The sequence below is a fragment of the Oceanobacillus sp. GQ8 genome, assembly GCF_059758495.1.
The window spans coordinates 509,473-528,193 of the sequence record NZ_JCAXEV010000002.1 but is presented as its reverse complement, the minus strand read 5'-3'; the positions used below and the strand labels follow the sequence as shown (position 1 = coordinate 528,193).

At 41.0% G+C, this 18,721-nt stretch carries 13 protein-coding genes and 1 riboswitch; of the genes, 7 read left to right on the top strand and 6 right to left on the bottom strand.

What is annotated here, in order from left to right; genetic code table 11:
• The first annotated feature begins 60 nt into the window (after nucleotides 1-60).
• Nucleotides 61-237, top strand: a complete 177-nt coding sequence (locus AC6CHS_RS07535) for an SE1832 family protein (RefSeq protein WP_182858752.1) — start codon at nucleotides 61-63, stop codon at nucleotides 235-237.
• 90 nt (nucleotides 238-327) lie between these two features.
• Here AC6CHS_RS07535 and AC6CHS_RS07530 read toward each other — a convergent pair whose 3' ends face one another.
• Nucleotides 328-2,187: a cation:proton antiporter gene (locus AC6CHS_RS07530; RefSeq protein ID WP_498235303.1), complete on the bottom strand. Its 1,860-nt coding sequence runs from the start codon at nucleotides 2,185-2,187 to the stop codon at nucleotides 328-330.
• 528 nt (nucleotides 2,188-2,715) lie between these two features.
• Here AC6CHS_RS07530 and brnQ point away from each other — a divergent pair.
• Both brnQ and recQ read left to right on the top strand, forming a co-directional pair.
• Nucleotides 2,716-4,002 carry a branched-chain amino acid transport system II carrier protein gene (gene brnQ, locus AC6CHS_RS07525; protein WP_498235301.1) on the top strand — a complete coding sequence of 429 codons (1,287 nt, stop codon included), beginning with the start codon at nucleotides 2,716-2,718 and terminating at the stop codon, nucleotides 4,000-4,002.
• Nucleotides 4,003-4,292: 290 nt separating this feature from the next.
• Complete coding sequence (gene recQ / locus AC6CHS_RS07520; protein ID WP_498235299.1) at nucleotides 4,293-6,425, top strand: DNA helicase RecQ; 2,133 nt, start codon at nucleotides 4,293-4,295, stop codon at nucleotides 6,423-6,425.
• Nucleotides 6,426-6,782: 357 nt separating this feature from the next.
• Here recQ and AC6CHS_RS07515 read toward each other — a convergent pair whose 3' ends face one another.
• Entirely contained in the window at nucleotides 6,783-8,021 is a 1,239-nt protein-coding gene (locus tag AC6CHS_RS07515) for an aminopeptidase (protein ID WP_498235297.1), read from the bottom strand.
• A gap of 226 nt (nucleotides 8,022-8,247) precedes the next feature.
• On the opposite strand from AC6CHS_RS07515, the gene AC6CHS_RS07510 reads away from it, so the two are divergent.
• Nucleotides 8,248-8,577: a winged helix-turn-helix transcriptional regulator gene (locus tag AC6CHS_RS07510; protein WP_106898090.1), complete on the top strand. Its 330-nt coding sequence runs from the start codon at nucleotides 8,248-8,250 to the stop codon at nucleotides 8,575-8,577.
• A 188-nt stretch (nucleotides 8,578-8,765) separates the two neighbouring features.
• Here the strand turns inward: AC6CHS_RS07510 and AC6CHS_RS07505 are convergent, their stop codons facing one another.
• From AC6CHS_RS07505 to megL, 4 genes are all read right to left on the bottom strand, one after another.
• The gene (locus AC6CHS_RS07505; RefSeq protein ID WP_498235295.1) at nucleotides 8,766-10,193 is read right to left on the bottom strand and encodes an alanine/glycine:cation symporter family protein; all 1,428 of its coding nucleotides are present in this window, start codon (nucleotides 10,191-10,193) and stop codon (nucleotides 8,766-8,768) included.
• A 110-nt stretch (nucleotides 10,194-10,303) separates the two neighbouring features.
• Nucleotides 10,304-10,825 (bottom strand): acyl-CoA thioesterase, encoded by a 522-nt coding sequence (locus AC6CHS_RS07500; protein WP_498235293.1) that lies wholly within the window; start codon nucleotides 10,823-10,825, stop codon nucleotides 10,304-10,306.
• Between the two features lie 116 nt (nucleotides 10,826-10,941).
• Complete coding sequence (cls, locus tag AC6CHS_RS07495; RefSeq protein ID WP_498235291.1) at nucleotides 10,942-12,384, bottom strand: cardiolipin synthase; 1,443 nt, start codon at nucleotides 12,382-12,384, stop codon at nucleotides 10,942-10,944.
• Nucleotides 12,385-12,622: 238 nt separating this feature from the next.
• Nucleotides 12,623-13,804: a methionine gamma-lyase gene (gene megL / locus AC6CHS_RS07490; RefSeq protein ID WP_498235289.1), complete on the bottom strand. Its 1,182-nt coding sequence runs from the start codon at nucleotides 13,802-13,804 to the stop codon at nucleotides 12,623-12,625.
• A gap of 203 nt (nucleotides 13,805-14,007) precedes the next feature.
• Here megL and rarD point away from each other — a divergent pair, with 203 nt between their 5' ends.
• The 3 genes from rarD (at nucleotide 14,008) to metX (ending at nucleotide 18,171) form a co-directional block, all read left to right on the top strand.
• A complete protein-coding gene (gene rarD, locus AC6CHS_RS07485) occupies nucleotides 14,008-14,910 on the top strand; it encodes an EamA family transporter RarD (protein ID WP_498235287.1) in 903 nt (300 codons plus the stop codon).
• A 120-nt stretch (nucleotides 14,911-15,030) separates the two neighbouring features.
• Nucleotides 15,031-15,149, top strand: a riboswitch (SAM riboswitch).
• Between the two features lie 145 nt (nucleotides 15,150-15,294).
• Nucleotides 15,295-17,043: a PLP-dependent aspartate aminotransferase family protein gene (locus tag AC6CHS_RS07480; RefSeq protein WP_498235285.1), complete on the top strand. Its 1,749-nt coding sequence runs from the start codon at nucleotides 15,295-15,297 to the stop codon at nucleotides 17,041-17,043.
• An 81-nt stretch (nucleotides 17,044-17,124) separates the two neighbouring features.
• A complete protein-coding gene (gene metX, locus AC6CHS_RS07475) occupies nucleotides 17,125-18,171 on the top strand; it encodes a homoserine O-acetyltransferase MetX (RefSeq protein WP_498235283.1) in 1,047 nt (348 codons plus the stop codon).
• The last annotated feature ends 550 nt before the right edge of the window (nucleotides 18,172-18,721 follow it).

Genomic DNA, 18,721 nt, shown 5'->3' with positions numbered 1-18,721 from the left:
TTAGATTTGCCTTGTTTTGTAAAGGGGAAATCAGCTACACTTATTAGAGAGGTGATACGGATGAATAAACAAGCATTGGAAGCTAAATTGGATGAGTTAAAGTCAGACTATGTGCGTATTCAAAGTGATATGGACAAGCTTGAGTATGTTCGGGGACGTGTCTCTTCAGCTGAGGAGCAGCTAATCAGACTGGAAAAAGAAATTGCAGACATTCGTGAAAAATTGGATGAAGCCTAAATATAACGTAGAGAACTGCTAGCAAGCGGTTAATTGTTTTTTATTGTAAACAAAGAAGAGTGGGTACCTTTTTATGGCACCCACTCTTTCTTAGTTTTGATTCCCGTTATTGTTATTACGATTTGTTTCCAGTTTTGCCTGTATTTTAGCTTTTTCCTTATTTGGTGGTGTCAAACTTACGATGGTATCCCCTACTACCGGGACAGTGCGCATTTCTTCTGAATAAAACTTAAGTTGACCAGACGGCTTGATTAAATATAAAAATACGGTAGATGGATCTTTATCTTCTACATATTGTTTATAATTATATTGTGCCGTTAACGTAGTCTGACGGAAAATATAATGATTTGTCATTTTATCCGTCAGATCATCCATTGAGAATTTTTTATCGAAAAGGATTCTTCCGCCTACCTTAGAGACTATCTCTGAATTCGTACTTTTCCCTTCAACAAACGGACTAATCTTAAATACATTCGTCCTTCCATACTCTGGCATAAACGTAGTACAGATAAGGGAATTATAGGCACGGTCGTCTGTCGCCGCAAGCAGATATTCATACGGAATGGTATCCAGATTATATTCTGTTTGCTCTGACAACATATTGCCATGATAGAAATTCAAACCAGATTCTCTAACCTTGCGCAATCTTTCCCATGAAGAATCTACAATGATAACTGGAAGCCCTGCTTTTTGTAATGATTTACCAAGCTCAACAGTAAATCTGTTAGCACCAACGATTAATGTACCAGGCTTTCCTTCCATTGACAGATGGAGCTTTTTAGCCAGCCATCCAATTGAAAAACCGTGGGCTAGTACGGTAAAGAACACTAAACCAAAAGTGAGGGTTGTCAGAATTCCTGCATCTTCATAACCAGCTTCTTGGAGAACCCCACTAAAGTACCCCGAGACAGTAAGTGCTACAATTCCCCTTGGCGCAATCCAACCTACTAGCGCCTTCTCATTAAAGGATAACCCTGTTCCAATTGTCGAGAGAAAGATCGACAATGGTCTAACGATAAACATCATAAGAATGACGTACCCAATAATATTCGGGCTAAAAATTTGCAGAAGGGTTTCCAGTTGTAATGACGCTGTCAGCATAATGAAGATCGTGGAAATTAAGAGAATGGATATATTCTCCTTAAAGTGGCGCATATCCGATATGGAACTTATCCCCATATTTGCTAATGTAATCCCCATCGCTGTGACGGACAGAAGGCCCGTTTCATGCATGATTTCATCTGCACCTGTGAAACAAAGAATGACGACAATTACAACAGCCGGTGACTTTAGGAATTCTGGAATATGTCCTGTTTCAAACATCCAGCCCATACCACGGCCACATGCCCAACCAAATATTATGGCAAACAGGGAAGCAGCAAAGAATAGTAATAGTTTTGTACCATCAGGATCATCAGCAGTCATAAATGAGATAATCTCGAAAGCGAATACTGCCAGTAAAGCCCCGATTGGATCTACAATGATCCCTTCCCACTTTAGAATCTTTGCTGGACGTGGGTTAAGTTTAGATTGACGTAGTAAAGGCATAATAACAGTCGGACCTGTTACAATAAATAAGCCTCCAATTACAAATGCTACTGCCCAAGACAATCCTGCTATATAATGCGCAGTCAGGGATCCTAGAATCCAAGCAATGAATGCCCCAATAGTGGAAATGCGGAATACGGGTTTCCCCAAATCACGCAATTCTTTAAAACTAAGATTAAGACTGCCTTCAAATAGTATGATTGCTACAGCAACGGAAATAATGGGACTATATAAACTGCCGAAATCTTCTTCAGGATTTAGTATACCTAGGATTGGACCAGCTAGTAGACCCGTAATCGACATTACAACAATTGCCGGCATACGATAACGCCAAGCAAGCCATTGAGAACCAATCCCGAGAAGACCGATCAGCATAACTTCAAATAATAGTGACGGAACCATGTCATCCCCCCTATAGGATAGCGTGAATAATAGTGTGACTTACTTTTCCACACTTTGTAATTCTATATTAATAAGGACATTTTATAGGTCTATTAGGAGAAAGTAAACAATTTTAAACTTATATTTTACTGCCAATGTTATGTACACGTATTCATTTAATTTAGAAAAGCTGTAAAATCTAGCCATTGACAGCGAGTTTCCCTTCTTGTTACGATTACCTTTGTTTTGCTATCCAAAGTCTGGAGAGCACCGTACGTTAATCCGTTTTTTTGACATGAAATGTCCTTTTTTGTCAGATAATACAGATTAGAAAAACTAGTATTAACTCTTCTTTTATGGAAGGTGAACGTTTTCTTATGCTTAGGGCCGCAAAATTTTAACTTTATCGTTATGTTTTCTAGCTCAAATTTTATACAATAAATAATACAAAATGCAGTTCTTACCAGATGCCCTTTTCTCAGAGGTTCGACCTAACCATCCTCTAGAGAACGGGGCACAACCTATTTTTCTCCCAAGGAGTTATTTTTAATGAATAAGGATAATATTATTATTGGTTTTATGCTATTTGCTTTATTTTTTGGTGCGGGAAATCTAATATATCCTCCTGTCCTCGGGATTGAAGCGGGCACAGCTTATTTTACCGCAATTAGCGGATTTGTTATCACAGGGGTTGGACTCCCCCTTCTTGCTGTGACCGCCATATCCTACGTTAAAAATGATGCAAGGGAACTTGCAGACAAGGTGCACCCCTTATTTGGTTTGATCTTTACATCTGTAGTTTATTTAGCAATTGGGCCATTTTTTGGTATCCCTCGTGCTGCAACCGTAGGCTATGAAATGTCTATCGAGCCATTTAAGACTGGGTCCCTTTCACTCTTAATCTTTACTACTTTCTTTTTTATACTCGTATTTATATTTAGTCTTAACCCTTCGAAGGTGGTAAATCAGATTGGCAAATACCTGACACCACTGTTACTGTTGGTTATTACTGCCCTCATAGTTGGGGGGTTCTTTCTATTAAAAGAGCCACTTGGTGAACCTAGCGGTAATTACAAAAGCAATCCCTTTTTTAATGGATTTGTAGAAGGCTATCTTACCATGGATGCTATCGCAGCACTTGCGTTTGGTATCATTGTCGTTAATGCTTACAGGGAAAGAGGGATCCATAGTAGTCGGGCCATTGTAAAGGAAACCTTGAAGTCTGGTTTGGTGACAGGAATTGGCTTAATCGCAGTATACGGATCAATTGGCTGGATAGGCGCGAAGATGGGCCAACATGGCTCTTTTGATAACGGAGGAGATATCCTGTCTTTTGCTGCTGACACCATTTTTGGAGAATACGGTGTTATTCTTTTAGGTATTATTGTTACCCTAGCCTGTTTTACTACTTCAATAGGTCTAGTCGTTGCATGTGGGCAGTTTTTTTCCAAGGTAACGCCCATTCCATACAAATGGCTAGTATTGATTGGAACGACTGTTAGTTATATTATCGCCAACCAAGGGTTAAACACTATTTTAAATTTTTCCGTCCCCGTGTTGGTATTTATCTATCCGATTGCCATTGTCTTGATTGTCCTTACTTTCTTAAATAAAGTGTTTCACGGTTCTCCTTATGTGTATCGTTTCGCCATTCTTTTTACAGCCTTTATAAGTCTTTACGATGGCTTAAAAGAGTTTGGTGTGCCGCTAACCTGGGCTAACCCATATGTTGCAAAACTGCCTTTTTTCGGTATTGGACTCGGTTGGATTTTACCTGCGATTATTGGTGTATTCTTAGGTTTGATAATCACACAAATAAAAGATCAAAAGCGCTAAAGCACGAGGCTGTTTCATTATCTGGAACAACCTTTTTGTGCATATAGCGGACGAGCAGCAATCCCTATATTCCGATAAAGTGAAACTTCAATCAGTGGGGATTTTCATTCTTCCCCCACTGATTGTTAGTTGGACCAATCGGGGTGTTAACGTCCGTTTACTCCCACTTAAGCATCACTGTTTCACCTCGTGTTTTGAAGTGGGAGTCTTACGGACGGTTGCACCGGGGCAAAAATCACTTCTTTATCCACGAATATGTGATAGGATATTTTTAGAGGAGGAGCGTTATGATGGCACAAGAACAAGAAATTCTGCAGTCTTATTTTGGTTATGAATCCTTTCGCCCTGGGCAAAAGGAAACGATCCAATATGTCTTGCAGCAACGTAATACCCTGGCTGTCATGCCTACCGGCGGCGGGAAATCCCTTTGTTATCAGGTTCCCGGAATGGTGCTCGATGGCACAGCCATTATTATTTCCCCATTAATCTCATTAATGAAGGACCAGGTAGATGCCCTCCAATCACTAGGGATCCCTGCTACATATATAAATAGCTCGTTAACCACTGAAGAACAACAGCAACGCATGCAAGATATTGCGGCAAAGCGTTATAAATTTGTTTACGTGGCTCCAGAACGCTTTGAATCATCCTTTTTCATCAATGTAATACGACGTATTCCTTTGTCTCTTATTGCCTTTGATGAGGCACACTGTATCTCTCAATGGGGGCACGACTTCAGGCCAAGCTATCGTTCGATTGTACCTAACTTAAGGAAGTTACAGTCCGTACCTGTTTTGATCGCCCTAACCGCAACAGCAACAGGAGAAGTGATTAAGGACATTCAGCAAATGCTGCATATGGACCATGTTATAAATACAGGTTTTGAACGCGCAAATCTGAATTTCCATCTTATAAAAGGAAAGGACAAGCCTACCTACATACGCTCGTTTATTCAAAAACATGAGGACGAATCTGGTATTATTTATACGGCAACTCGAAAACAAGCAGACGCCTTACATGAGCAATTGACCAAACGAGGCGTTTCGGTATCAAAATATCATGCTGGATTAAGTGAGACAGAACGGAAACAAGCCCAGGCTGCTTTTATTCATGATGAAACTACGGTCATGATTGCGACAAATGCCTTTGGGATGGGTATTGATAAGTCAAATGTCCGTTATGTTATTCACTATGCCATGCCTATGAATATAGAATCCTATTACCAAGAGGCAGGAAGAGCTGGACGGGATGGAGAGATGAGTGATTGCATCCTACTCTTCTCTCCTCAAGACATTCAATTGCAGAAATTCCTAATTGAGCAGTCCCAGATGGAAGAAGCAGCAAAGCAAGGCGAATACAGAAAGCTACAGGCAATGATCAATTATTGCCACACCCACAGTTGTCTGACTAACTTTATATTAGACTACTTTTCCGATATGCCTTCACGCGTGGGATGTGGTCGCTGTAGTAATTGTCTAGAGCGCCAAGAAAAAAGTGATATAACAGAGGAAGCTCAAAAGATTCTTTCTTGTGTCAAACGTATGGGGGAACGATTTGGTGTAGGAATGACCGCCAAAGTGTTAAAGGGATCCAAAGATAAAAAGATAAGCCAGTTTCAGCTTACCTCGATCTCAACGTATGGCATCCTTTCCTCTTATACTGAAAAAGAACTGACCGAGTGGATCCACTTTTTGATTGCAGAGCAACTGCTTGCTACAGAAGAAGGGAAATTTCCGGTGTTAAAACTTAATCAGCAATCCGTTGAAGTGCTGAAAGGAAAACGACCGGTATGGATGTTTACTGCACCTATTCCTCAATCTGAGGAGACAGACTATCATGAAGATTTATTTGCAGCGTTACGTGCACGACGGAAGGAATTAGCAGATGAAAAGAACGTTCCACCATATGTCCTCTTTTCTGATGCTACACTGAAGGAACTAAGTCGTTACTTCCCTGTTACGAAAGAAGATATGCTAACCATTAAAGGGATTGGCGAAAAAAAATACGAGCAATATGGAGAAACCTTTCTCCAAGTTATACAGGAATGGCGCCAAGGTAATCAAGATGTAACAGAACGGGTACGCATTTCGGATACTCCTCGAGCAAAGCCACGCAAAGAGAGTGAGGAAGGTCCTAGTCACCTTGTTAGTTATAAATTGTTCCAATCTGGCAAGTCTATAAAAGATATTGCTGCTATGAGAGACCTTTCTAAGCAAACTGTAGAAAGCCATTTATTTAAAGCGTACAAAGATGGACACCCCCTCTTATGGCAAATATTTTTCAATGAAGAGGAAGAGGCAAAAGTCCTTGCAGCACACCAGCAATTAGAAGAACCTAAACTTAAAGAGATAAAAGAAACACTCGGTGATAGCTTCGACTATACCAAAATCAAAGCAGCCCTTGTGAAAAACGACAGGATGTAAAAATATTTAATAGATTGAGTCATGCATACCTAATTTTAGAATGAGAGTAGAAAAAAGAAATTAATTAGCAAAATCCGGACATATGCGCATATGTCCGGATTTTGCTGTTTTTCATTTAGAATAAGCTCTAGCGAAGAAAAATACGGAGACTCCTGTGGGAAGAGCACGAGTCCGAAGAACCCGGAAGAAGCGTTATTTGCTTCTGAGGATTCTAAGGCCGTGCCCACGGAAAGCGTAGTATTTTCCGTGGCGCAACCAGTTATCTGTTCTCTTTAGTTACTTTGCACTCTACTTAAAAAAAGAGGTACATTTCCCCCCGAAATCATTACTCTATCTTTCTCAATCTTTCTGAAACGACTATTTTACATTTAATGCCCATGTACCATTACGGAACACGGCTTCTGTCGTTCCATCAGCAAGAACACCGTCAATATCAAGTTGCTCTGAGCCGATCATAAAGTCAACATGTGTAAGGCTATCGTTAACGCCATGCTTATCCAATTGCTCCTCATCCATTGCAGAGCCACCCTTCAGGTTTGTCGGATAGGCTTTACCTAACGCAATGTGAACCGAGGCATTTTCATCAAATAGCGTGTTATAAAAAATCAACCCAGACTGGGAAACTGGTGATTCATGTGGTACTAACGCAATCTCACCAAAACGTGTTGCCCCTTCATCTGTAGCGAGTAAATGCTTCAATGTGTCTTCCCCTTGTTCTGCTTTAAAATCGACAACTTTTCCATCTTTTAATGTTAAGCTAAAATTATTGATCAGGCTACCACCATAATTCAATGGCTTCGTGCTAGAAACTGTACCATTAACCCCGTATTTATGCGGCATAGAAAAAACTTCTTCTGTTGGCATATTCGGGTTAAACGTAGTTCCGCCTTCTGTTACAGCAGACCCACCTTTCCAAATATGTCCTTCTGGAAGTTCCATTTCTAAGTCTGTTCCAGGCGCTCTAAATAAAAGTTTTTTATAATCCTTTTTATTTAGGATCTCGCGCGCTGCTCTCAATGTCTCATTGTGGGCATCCCAAGCAGCTGCTGGGTCTTCTTGATCAACTCTTACAATCTTTACAATAGCGTCCCAAAGGGCTTCTACTGCATCTTCTTTTGTTTTGTCAGGGAAGATTTTTTGCGCCCAATCACCTGTCGGGATAGAGATAATAGACCAAGCAATTCGGTCGTTCATTGTATATTTGCGGAAATTTTTCATAGCCTGCGCTGCAGCCTTATTTGCTTTTGCTACTCTTGTTGGATCAATATCTTTAAGCAAATCGGGATTTGTAGAACGGATATTTAATACCGCTGCGCCATCCTCAGCAAAGCTGTCATGTAATTGGACCTTCCAATCTGGATAGGACGCAATCACTTCATCTGGTGCATTTTCATATTTTAACAAGGTCAGTTCATCATCCACCCAATTAATATGTACATCTTTAGCGCCCATTTCATAGGCTTTACGGACAACGATCTTAGTGAAATCCGCTCCCTCTAATGGTGCATTAATCATTAACGCTTGGTTTTTTTGTAAATTAACTCCTTTACGAAGCGCTAATTCTGCATACTTTTCTTTTGTTTGTTGACTAACCATCCTTCTACCTCCAATAAATAAATAAATTTCGTATACCGTTATTATTTCATAAAACGAAAGAAATTACCAAGATAACTTTTCAAATAGTGCGACTATACACCCCCATTCTCCTCTCTATTTACGGCCAATAAGAGTTGTGTTATGATAATAAGAAGGTAGTTACTTTTTGTAATTAATGTAGACTTATTAGCTTTAGAGCATATCGTCGTAGAGTGAGGTGATGATCATGGAGAAATTATGTCCACGTTTTGAAAAGGCAATGGGACTTCTTAGCACACGCTGGGTTGGTTTAATACTATCTGATTTGCTCGGTGGGACAAAGCGTTTCTCGGAGATGGAATCTGACTTACCTATTAGCGGACGATTACTCTCTGATCGATTAAAAATGCTCGAAAAAGAAGGAATCGTAAAGCGAAATATTTATTCAGAGTTCCCTGTTAGAATAGAGTATTCTCTTTCAGATAAAGGTAAGGCTCTTGAGCCAGTGATACAAGAGATTCAATGCTGGGCCGACAATCATGTTACCGAAGAAGAATTGAATACAGAATGTGAGTAAACTGGACGGCATATGCCGCCCTTTTTTATATGCTAGGAAAGTATAAAAATTTAGCTAGGAAGCAATGATGACGTCGTTTCTTCACACTGCTTGTAAAGTATTTCACCACCAACACAGACAAAAAGCCGATCGACTTCGAATGATAGTTTCGAATCACGATCAGCTTTTTCTTTAATATTGCTTTTTCTTTATTTATCTTTGTCAGAGCTCTGATCTCTACCCCAAAAAGCGATTCCGTCTTCATCGTCAAGTGTATCCCGATAGAAGACAGGATCCTTACCAGCTTTACGTTGTGTTATATAATCCTGTAATACCCGGTTGGCAATCTTAAATAACCGCGTTATGGCATAGAGGTTAATAAGTGCCATTACTGCCATGGCCAAATCAGCCAGGGACCATACCAGATCAAATGCAGCGACCGCTCCAAATACTACCATAAGCAATACAGCTGCACGGTAAAGAAACATCACCAAACGACTGTTTTTAATATAGGCAATATTACTTTCTCCATAATAGTAATTCCCTAAAATAGAGCTGTAACCAAACAACAGAATAGCGATGGCAATAAATGTACTTGCCCAATCACCTATATGGAAAGCAAAAGCGTCTTGGGTTAGCTGAATCCCGTCAAGATCTCCTTTCCCTTCATAACCACCTGCTGTGATAAGAATGAATCCAGTAGCACTACAAATAAGGATCGTATCAACAAACACACCGAAGGCTTGAATAAACCCTTGCTTTGCCGGATGTGTTACCTCTGCAGTGGCAGCAGCGTTGGGCACACTACCCATACCAGCCTCATTGGAAAATAAGCCTCTTTTAATTCCCATCATTATCGCTGCACCAAATCCACCACCAGCTACTTCACGAATACCAAATGCGTTTGTAAATATGATCGAAATCATATCAGGTATTGCGGTGAAGTTAGTTAAAAGTATATAGACAGAAACTAAAATATAGAGGATAGCCATTACTGGTACGATGACTTGAGACACATTGGCAATGCTTTTAATTCCGCCAAATATGACAATAGCCGTAAAGACGAATAAAATACCTGCAAGCAAACCTTTATCTAAATCATATTGTTCAGAAAAGGCTAAACTAATCGTGTTGGATTGTACCGAATTAAAGATAAGGCCGTAAGTGATTGTTATAATAACGGCAAAAGCAACAGCTAACTTACGATTTTTTAATCCCTTTTCCATGTAATAAGCTGGTCCGCCTCGATATTGATTTTTCTCTGGTACTTTATAAACCTGTGCCAACGTACTTTCCACAAACCCGGAAGCTGCTCCAAGAAGCGCGATGAGCCACATCCAAAACACCGCTCCTGGACCACCTGCAGCAATTGCTGTAGCAACCCCTGCCATATTACCTGTTCCGACGCGTGATGCCGCACTAATGGCAAAGGCTTGGAATGCAGATGTCCCCTTTTTACCAGACGCGCTTAACGTTCGTTTGTCGAAAAGGACCCGGATCATTTCTGGAAAATAACGAAATTGGACAAAACCAGTTCGAATGGTAAACCATAAACCAAGACCGATTAAGACCACAATTAATATGTAGCTCCATAGAACTTCGTTTACCTCACCAATAATATTTTCTAATAACGCCATGTGATTATCCTCCTTGTTGTGTTGGTTGCTTAGGGTTCATATACCCCTTTTTTCGACTATGCGAACCTACAAACAACCAAATCGAAAAGAAGCCCCGTTATAAAGGCTTCTTATCTCTCTTTGTTCCAAGGAAAACTTGTACCGAATTCCTCCGCCAGCTCCTTGGATTGCTTTCTTCTTTCTTTACGATGGGCTGCACGAAGAGCCCCATTTTCATGAAGCTTTTTTTCATGTTCCGTTACAGGGTAGACTTGCGGAACCGGTATCGGAGTCCCTTCTTCATCAATCGCAACAAAGGTAAGAAAAGCAGTGGTACACACTTTTCTTTTGCCAGTCAGCAAATCCTCTGTTACAGCCTTCACAAATACCTCCATGGACGTATTATGTGTCCATGTTACAAAGGCTTCCATACAGATGGAGTCGCCTTCCTTAACAGGCTGCAGGAAATCTACTGAATCCGTAGAAGCTGTCACAACTAGTTGCCTAGCATGCCTGACAGCAGCAATTGCGGCCACATCATCAATATGGGCCATCAGTTTTCCTCCAAATAGGGTGCCATGTGTGTTCGTATCTGGTGGTAATACATGGGATGTCTTTACTGTTAGCGATTCTGAGCATGGCTTTCTATTCACAGCACTTCCTCCTTTATATTCCTTCATTATAAGATTAATCGTTTTAAAACGTATTGATATATATTACCACAAGTCATTGCATAGGCAAAAGCCCGTCCCCATCTCTCTTTAGTATTTTACAAAACAGGTGATAATAGTCGTGAAATAGATTCTTTAAAGCGAATCCCTAGAGAACGCTGGTCATAAAGCTTTTTCGTCATTTGTGTCGAGTGTTCAATATCATTGTTAAATGCCTCGGCTAGCCTTTCGGTTACCTCTTTATCATAGAGAAATGCATTCACTTCAAAATTTAAACGGAAACTGCGAACATCAATATTTGCAGTTCCCACAGAGGCTATTTTCCCATCTACTACTATGGTTTTAGCATGCAGAAAGCCATTTTGATAAATATAAATCTCTGCTCCTGCATTTAATAAATCACCAATGTAGGACAGAGTTGCCCAGTACACAAAAGGATGGTCAGGCTTATTCGGGATCATAATCCTTACTTTCACCCCTGACAGCGTGGCAATACGTAGTGCGTCTCGCAAACTGTCATCAGGAATAAAATAAGGCGTCTGAATATAGATATAATCTTTGGCTGACATGATCATTTTAAGATAGCCATTTTTAATTTGTTCCCACTCGGAATCTGGGCCACTGGAGACAATCTGAATTCCGACATCTCCCTTATGGCTATGGTTATAGTATCGTTCATCATAAAGAATATGATGTCGTGAAGCCTGATTCCAATCTAGTATAAATCGTGTCTGCATATTTGTTACCGCATCTCCGCATATTCTTAAATGGGTGTCGCGCCAATATCCAAACTTTTTGACTGTACCAAGGTATTCATCTCCAATATTAAATCCCCCAGTATAACCCACCTTCCCATCAATAATGGCTAATTTACGGTGATTGCGATAATTTATTTTAAAGTTAATCTTGGGTATCTTTGGCGGAAAAAAGGCTTCTACTTGAGCGCCAGCCCGGCGAAGTCTTTTTATGTATCTGGGTTTTAGGGTTCTGGAACCCATGTCATCATAGAGCACCCGAACTTCAATTCCCTCGTTTGCCTTCTTGATTAATACATCTGCAATTCTATCTCCTAGTTGATCACTTCTTAAAATATAGTACAGAAGATGTATGTGATCGGTAGCTCTCTCCATATCCTGGATTAAAGCATCAAACTTCTTCTTACCGTCTGTAAAAATATCCACGGTATTATCTTGTGTAAAAATAGCATCATCATTGCGTAGATGTAGATATACTAAATCTTCATACTCCGCAATTTCCTCATGCTTAAAGCTAAAGCTATCTCTTTCCAGGGCCCGCAATTGGGACTGGACAGCAGTCTTTACACCGAGACGACTTTTCGTGTCCCAAGTGAAAATTCTACGTTTACTTATTGGCTTTCCAAAAATTAAGTAAAGAAAGAACCCGATAATCGGAATAAACAATAATACCATTAACCACGCCCACGTAGAAGTGGCATCCTTTCTTTCCAAAAAGATAATGGAGATGCCTAGCGCAATATTAAAAAAGATAGTTAGACCTAATAATAAGGATATGATTTCCATATGTAAGGCTCCCTCCAAAACTCTGCTCACGGTCTAAAACGGATCATTTATATAATATAGCACATCTTTCTACAAACCGTCATATGGGTACCATGCACCTAACCCATCTTATATATTTACCCTCCGAGCTTGAAGATTATGCCAGAAAAAATGACAAGCAAATAACGCCTAATTAAAAACAAAATCGGAGAAGCCGAGAAAAAACCCTCACAGAGTGCCTCTGCAAGGGTTAGCCATTCTATATTTTACTTAGTGCCTGTTCCAAATCATGCCAAATATCTTCCCATGCCTCTAATCCCGCTGAAAGCCGTATAAGCTGATCAGTTATCCCCATCTCAATACGAGTGTCTTCTGGGATAACCGCATGTGTCATTGTTGCCGGATGCTCAATTAATGTCTCCGCATCCCCTAAGCTTACTGCAATTTTTATAAAAGTGAGATGGTTAAGCAAAGTTTGTGCGTCCTTTTTTGAACCATTAATCTCAAATGAGAGAACCCCGCCGCCGCGTCTCATCTGTTTATCAAAATGCTGCTCCTTCATCTGGGCACTAAATGGATAATAAACAGCTGATATCTTGGGATGGTTCTCGAGCATACTTGCAATCTTTTCTGCATTATCACAATGCCGGTCCATTCGAATAGGCAATGTTTTCATACCCCGAAGGAGCAGCCATGCATCAAATGGAGAAATAATGCCTCCAATATCTTTCTGTGTAGTCATGGCAACTGAATCAAGAAACGCTTTCTTGCCCACTACTAGACCTGCTATCACATCACCATGCCCACCAATATACTTGGTAGCACTATGAACTATGATGTCACAGCCAAGTTCCAGTGGTCGCTGTAAATAGGGTGTGGAGAATGTATTGTCAACAACCACAGGAATATTATACTCCTTTGCTATATCTGCAACCATCTTAAGATTAATAAGCCGGATCGTTGGATTAATTGGTGTTTCGACATAAATACATGCTGTTTCTGGTTTTATTTTTTCTCGGATACTCTCTTTTGTATCCATTACTGAAAAATCATGGCTTATCTGGTACTTCTCTTGTAGCATAGATAAAAGACCATAGGTACAGCCATAAAGCCCCGAAGAACAAAGTATATGATCGTTTGCTTTAGTAAGCGAAATTAGCACTGAAGACACAGCAGCCATTCCTGAAGCAAAAGCTAGACCACGTTCAGCCTGCTCTAATGAAGCAATTCTTTCTTCTAGAATCTTTACAGTCGGATTCCCTAGCCGAGAATAAATGTAGCCCTCTTCCTCCCCTGCAAACCGCCTTTCCCCTTGTTCTGCGGTAGCAAATGTGAATGTGGAGGTCTGGAAAATAGGTGGTGTCAGACTCCCCAGCATATCCTTCGCGTCATAGCCTTGGTGGATAACTGCTGTTTCGATATGTTGATCGTCTTTCTTCACAAAGATCCCCCCTGAAATTATTTCTTATTCTACTACTATCTTATTCTATTAACACTCTTTTTGAAAGCGTTTTCTTTTAACGGAAATCATGCTTTTTGCTTTTTAGATCAGACTCTTTTAAAATGGAGTTTATTTGATAAAAGAAGTTTAGGACTTACTGCAGTTACATGCGGGACAAATTTGTATAGAAAAGAAGGGTTGGCATGGACGCAAAACAGGAACAAACAGGCATTCTACTTACTGCAGGGGCATATTTACTCTGGGGTTTTCTACCGATCTACTGGAAGGCAGTGAATCATGTATCTGCGGGTGAAATTCTCGCACACAGAATCGTATGGTCGTTCTTCTTCATGCTAGTACTCATTGCTTTGCTAGGAAAGTGGCCAACCGTACTCAAGGAATGCAAAGCCATCCTGGCCAACAAAAAGCAATTAATTGCTGTGATTTTTGCATCCATTATGATTACACTCAACTGGCTGACCTTCATTTGGGCTGTGAATAGCGACCATGTTCTTCAAGCAAGCCTTGGCTATTATATTAATCCATTAATTAGTATATTACTCGGTATTCTCGTTTTAAAAGAAACCCTGACAAAAAGACAGCTAGTTTCCTTTATTCTTGCAGGTGCGGGTGTTTTATTTTTAACAGTCAGCTACGGGGTTTTCCCTTGGGTATCCTTATTGCTCGCAATGAGCTTTGGGCTATATGGATTATTTAAAAAGAGATTAAATGTAGGAGCTTTTGCTAGTTTAACAATTGAAACAATGTTTATTACACCAATAGCTATCCTATATTTACTGATTATCCCGGAAAACATTTTTCAGGCTAATACTTTCTTCACGACATCCACCTTGCTACTCATTGGCGCAGGAATAGTTACAGCGGTTCCGCTACTATTGTTTGCAGGTGGAGCAAGAAGAATTCCGCTAGCGATGATTGGGTTCCTCCAATACATAGCCCCGACCATTATGCTGATTCTCGGTGTGTTTGTATATAATGAAACCTTCACTACTGCTCATTTAATCGCATTTTCTCTTATCTGGATAGCCCTAATCAACTATATGCTATCAACTTATTTCCCTTTTCATAAAAGGACGAGAGATTAGAGCGCATGTCACTTAACAAGAGGTTCCTGCCTCTTGTTTTTTACTATACAATTATTTTCAATAAACGGTTGACAATTGCGTATAGTTGGTTTTATAATGTGAATAATTTAAAAATTAAATCTCTTATCAAGAGTGGTGGAGGGAATAGGCCCTGCGAAACCCGGCAACCTGAAAGCAAACCTTGTTTGCTTCCGATGGTGCTAAATCCTACAGATCATCTTGGATCTGGAAGATAAGAGGAGGAACGTGAATGATACGCCCTCTTCTTAGGAAGAGGGCTTTTTATATTCCCCCCTCCTCCCCCAGACCGGTTACACTGCAAACTGCAGTCTTACATCGAAAAACTGTTGACTGGCAGTCCATAATCTTAAAGGAGGAATTTACATGTCATCATTTACTTACCAACAGGATGAAACAACGTTACTTCACGGAGGACAGGTGCCTGATCCATCTACCGGGGCAAGGGCTGTACCCATTTATCAAACAACTTCTTATGTGTTCAATAATACGGAGCATGCACAAAACCTATTTGGTTTATCAGAGGCGGGTAACATTTATTCACGGATAGGGAACCCAACGGTTGACGTATTTGAACAACGAATTGCCCAACTGGAAGATGGAGTTGCAGCTGTAGCTACGTCATCAGGTATGGCCGCAATATCCTTTGCAATATTAAACATTGCCGGATCTGGAGATGAAATTGTTGCAGACAGCAATTTGTATGGTGGTACCTACAACTTATTTGCTCACACGTTGCCGCGCTATGGAATAACTGTAAAATTTGTAGATGGGACCGATCTTGAAGAAATCAAAAATGCTATAACAGACAAGACAAAAGCTATTTTTGGGGAAATCATTACAAACCCTAGTCTAAATATCTTTAATGTAGAGGCTGTATCAGCCATCGCTCACCAGCATGGCATCCCGCTCATTATTGATAACACTTTTGCACCGTACTTAACCAAGCCACTTACTTGGGGAGCGGATGTCGTTGTCCATTCAGCTACAAAATGGATCGGTGGACATGGAACAACAATTGGGGGCGTAGTAGTTGACGGTGGCCGTTTTAATTGGAACAATGCGAGATTTAAAGGTTTTACTGAGCCTCAGGAAAGCTATAACGGGTTACGTTTTATTGATGTCGGGGCAGCCGCCTTTGCGACAAAATTACGCGTAGAGCTTTTACGTGATATTGGAGCTTGTTTAAGCCCACAAAGTGCCTTTCAGTTGTTACAGGGACTGGAGACATTGCATTTACGAATAGAAAAACACACTAAAAACGCTCAAGAAATTGCTGCATACCTAGCCGATCACCCTGCTGTTGAGTGGGTTAACTACCCAGGTTTACAAAACCATCCCTCTCACCAGCTAGCTAAAAAGTATTTGAAAGACGGATATGGTTCCATCATAACGTTTGGCATAAAAGGTGGCCGGGAAGCTGGCCGGAAACTGATTGATTCCATATCACTATGGTCACATGTAGCAAATGTGGGGGATGCGAAGTCGCTCATTATCCACCCTGCCTCGACAACCCATCAACAGCTAAACTCAGAAGAGTTGAAAAGCTCCGGGGTGTCGGAAGAGTTAGTTCGGTTATCTATCGGGTTAGAAGCTACTTCTGACCTGCTAAGCACATTGGATGAGGCGATCAATCAGGCTGTTGGTAAAACAACGACCCAAAAACCTTCGGAAAAAGATGCAATAGAATGGCTTGTAAGATCACCATTCGACCGAAGTAATGGGACAGTAAGACAAAAAGCAATCGCAGTTTACACTGCAGAAAACAATAGAGAAGTGAACAAAACAATTGAACAGCTTAAAGCACTCGGATTCCTTGTTCCAACAATCCAGCAGGAAATCAACGGAGAAGAGAATCGTTTTACTCAGTTAGCAGATGTACCTTATCAAGTAGACGCTGTCTATGTAGATCATAACGTCCTTCCATCTGACACTTTAGAACAATTCATAAATAAGCAAAGCAGTATCTTATGGGTACGTTATCCAGAGGGCCATACACAGCTTATTGAAAATGCTGAGGCAACCGGGATTACAGTTGTCTCTGGAAACACCCCCTATGATGAATTCGTCCGCTTACGGGGAGGGCTTCGTGAGAGTGTGATTGCAGGAGTGTGAGAATGGAACTTTCCCGGGAGGTTATCTTGTGATGAATGAATCAACCAAAGCACTACTCTTCAAGGTTAAGGAGGGTGTTTTATGACAAATTCCCAGAGGACGGTCCCTACTATTGGGAACATCTCCATAGGACCACTCCTCCTCACTTCTGGGGAGCTGCTTGAGGAGGTTTCTCTCCGTTATGAGATTTCGGGACCGGAGGGTGCTCCTTTTATTCTTGTATGCCACGCCTTAACAGGGAATCAGCATACAATTGGAAATGATAAAAATCCAGGCTGGTGGAGTGGTCTTATTGGCGAGAGGATGTATGTTGACACAGACGCCTATCAAGTGCTTACCTTTAATGTACTTGGTGGTTGTCATGGCTCAACAGGTCCCACCACTATTAATCACAAAACCAAGGCGCCCTACCGAAGTCATTTCCCTGACATCACGGTTAGAGATATGGTGCATGCTCAACACAAAGCATTGACAATAATGGGTATCCACCACCTGGCAGCCGTGATTGGAGGGTCCCTTGGAGGTATGCAGGTAATGGAATGGGGACTCCTCTATCCTGATCAAATGGATAAACTCATCGTCCTTGCCTCTACTCCAGTGTTTACAGACTACGGGATTGCTTACAACCATATTGCTGAAACATCCATTAAACAGGACCCGGCCTGGAATAATGGCCAGTATGAATCGAATCATTCTTTAAAAGGGTTGGAAATTGCGCGAATGATTGGCATGGTTACCTATAGAAGTGGTGCCTTATTCAATCAGCGTTTTGATCGAAAAGGCAATCAGCTTAAATATGATGTTAGTAGTTATTTAGACCACCAGGGGAAAAAATTGACAGAGAGATTTGATGCGAACAGTTATTTGACGTTGCTCCGTGCAATGAACGATCATGATATTGGAAAGGACAGAGGTGGTTGGGAGGTTGCCGCAAGAAGCATGAAGCCTCCCCTGCTTGCAATCAGCTACGATAGGGATTTGATTTTTGAGCCCTCCTTCATGAAACAGTTCGTAAGCGAAGTGGCAAATGGAAGTTATTTTCACGTAGATACAGAATTTGGCCATGATGGTTTCCTTACAGAATTCAATAAATGGGGACACGTGGTCGAACACTTTCTAAACAATTAATATAATAGCTTACAGAAAAACAGGTTTATCCTTCTGCAAAATGGGGGAAAATAAACATAACCCTTTTCTTTCACCTATCGCCTTTTAAAAGGCGATTTTTCTTTGATGTTAAAAGAAAAGCTCAAAGCGTCGTTTAGACACGTACGAACTGCGCCTGGCCATGCCAGGTGGCTCCGTGTTGCCACGCAAAGTGGCGATTTTAATGGAGCATTCCTACGTAGGAGATAAAGGAATCATGCCCCTGCAAACGGGGTATGTCGGCGTTGGCCGCAAAGGCCGGTATTAGCCGACCGACCTTAATTGTCGAATCGATGATGACTTTCACCCTCCGGGTATAAGGGTGACTAAGCCTCTGGTTTTCACCAGTCGGCAAGTCTTCTTTATCGTTGGGTGATGCGTGAAGCCGCCTAGTTTCTGACGCTCTGAGCTAGACAAAGAAAAGCGAAGAGCGTATGAATGAAGGAAGGCCGACGAAGTTCGACCCGTCCTGGGTCAATGTCGGCATGACCCGGATCCTCCGGGCCCACGTTGCTCTTCTAACCTAGTGTTC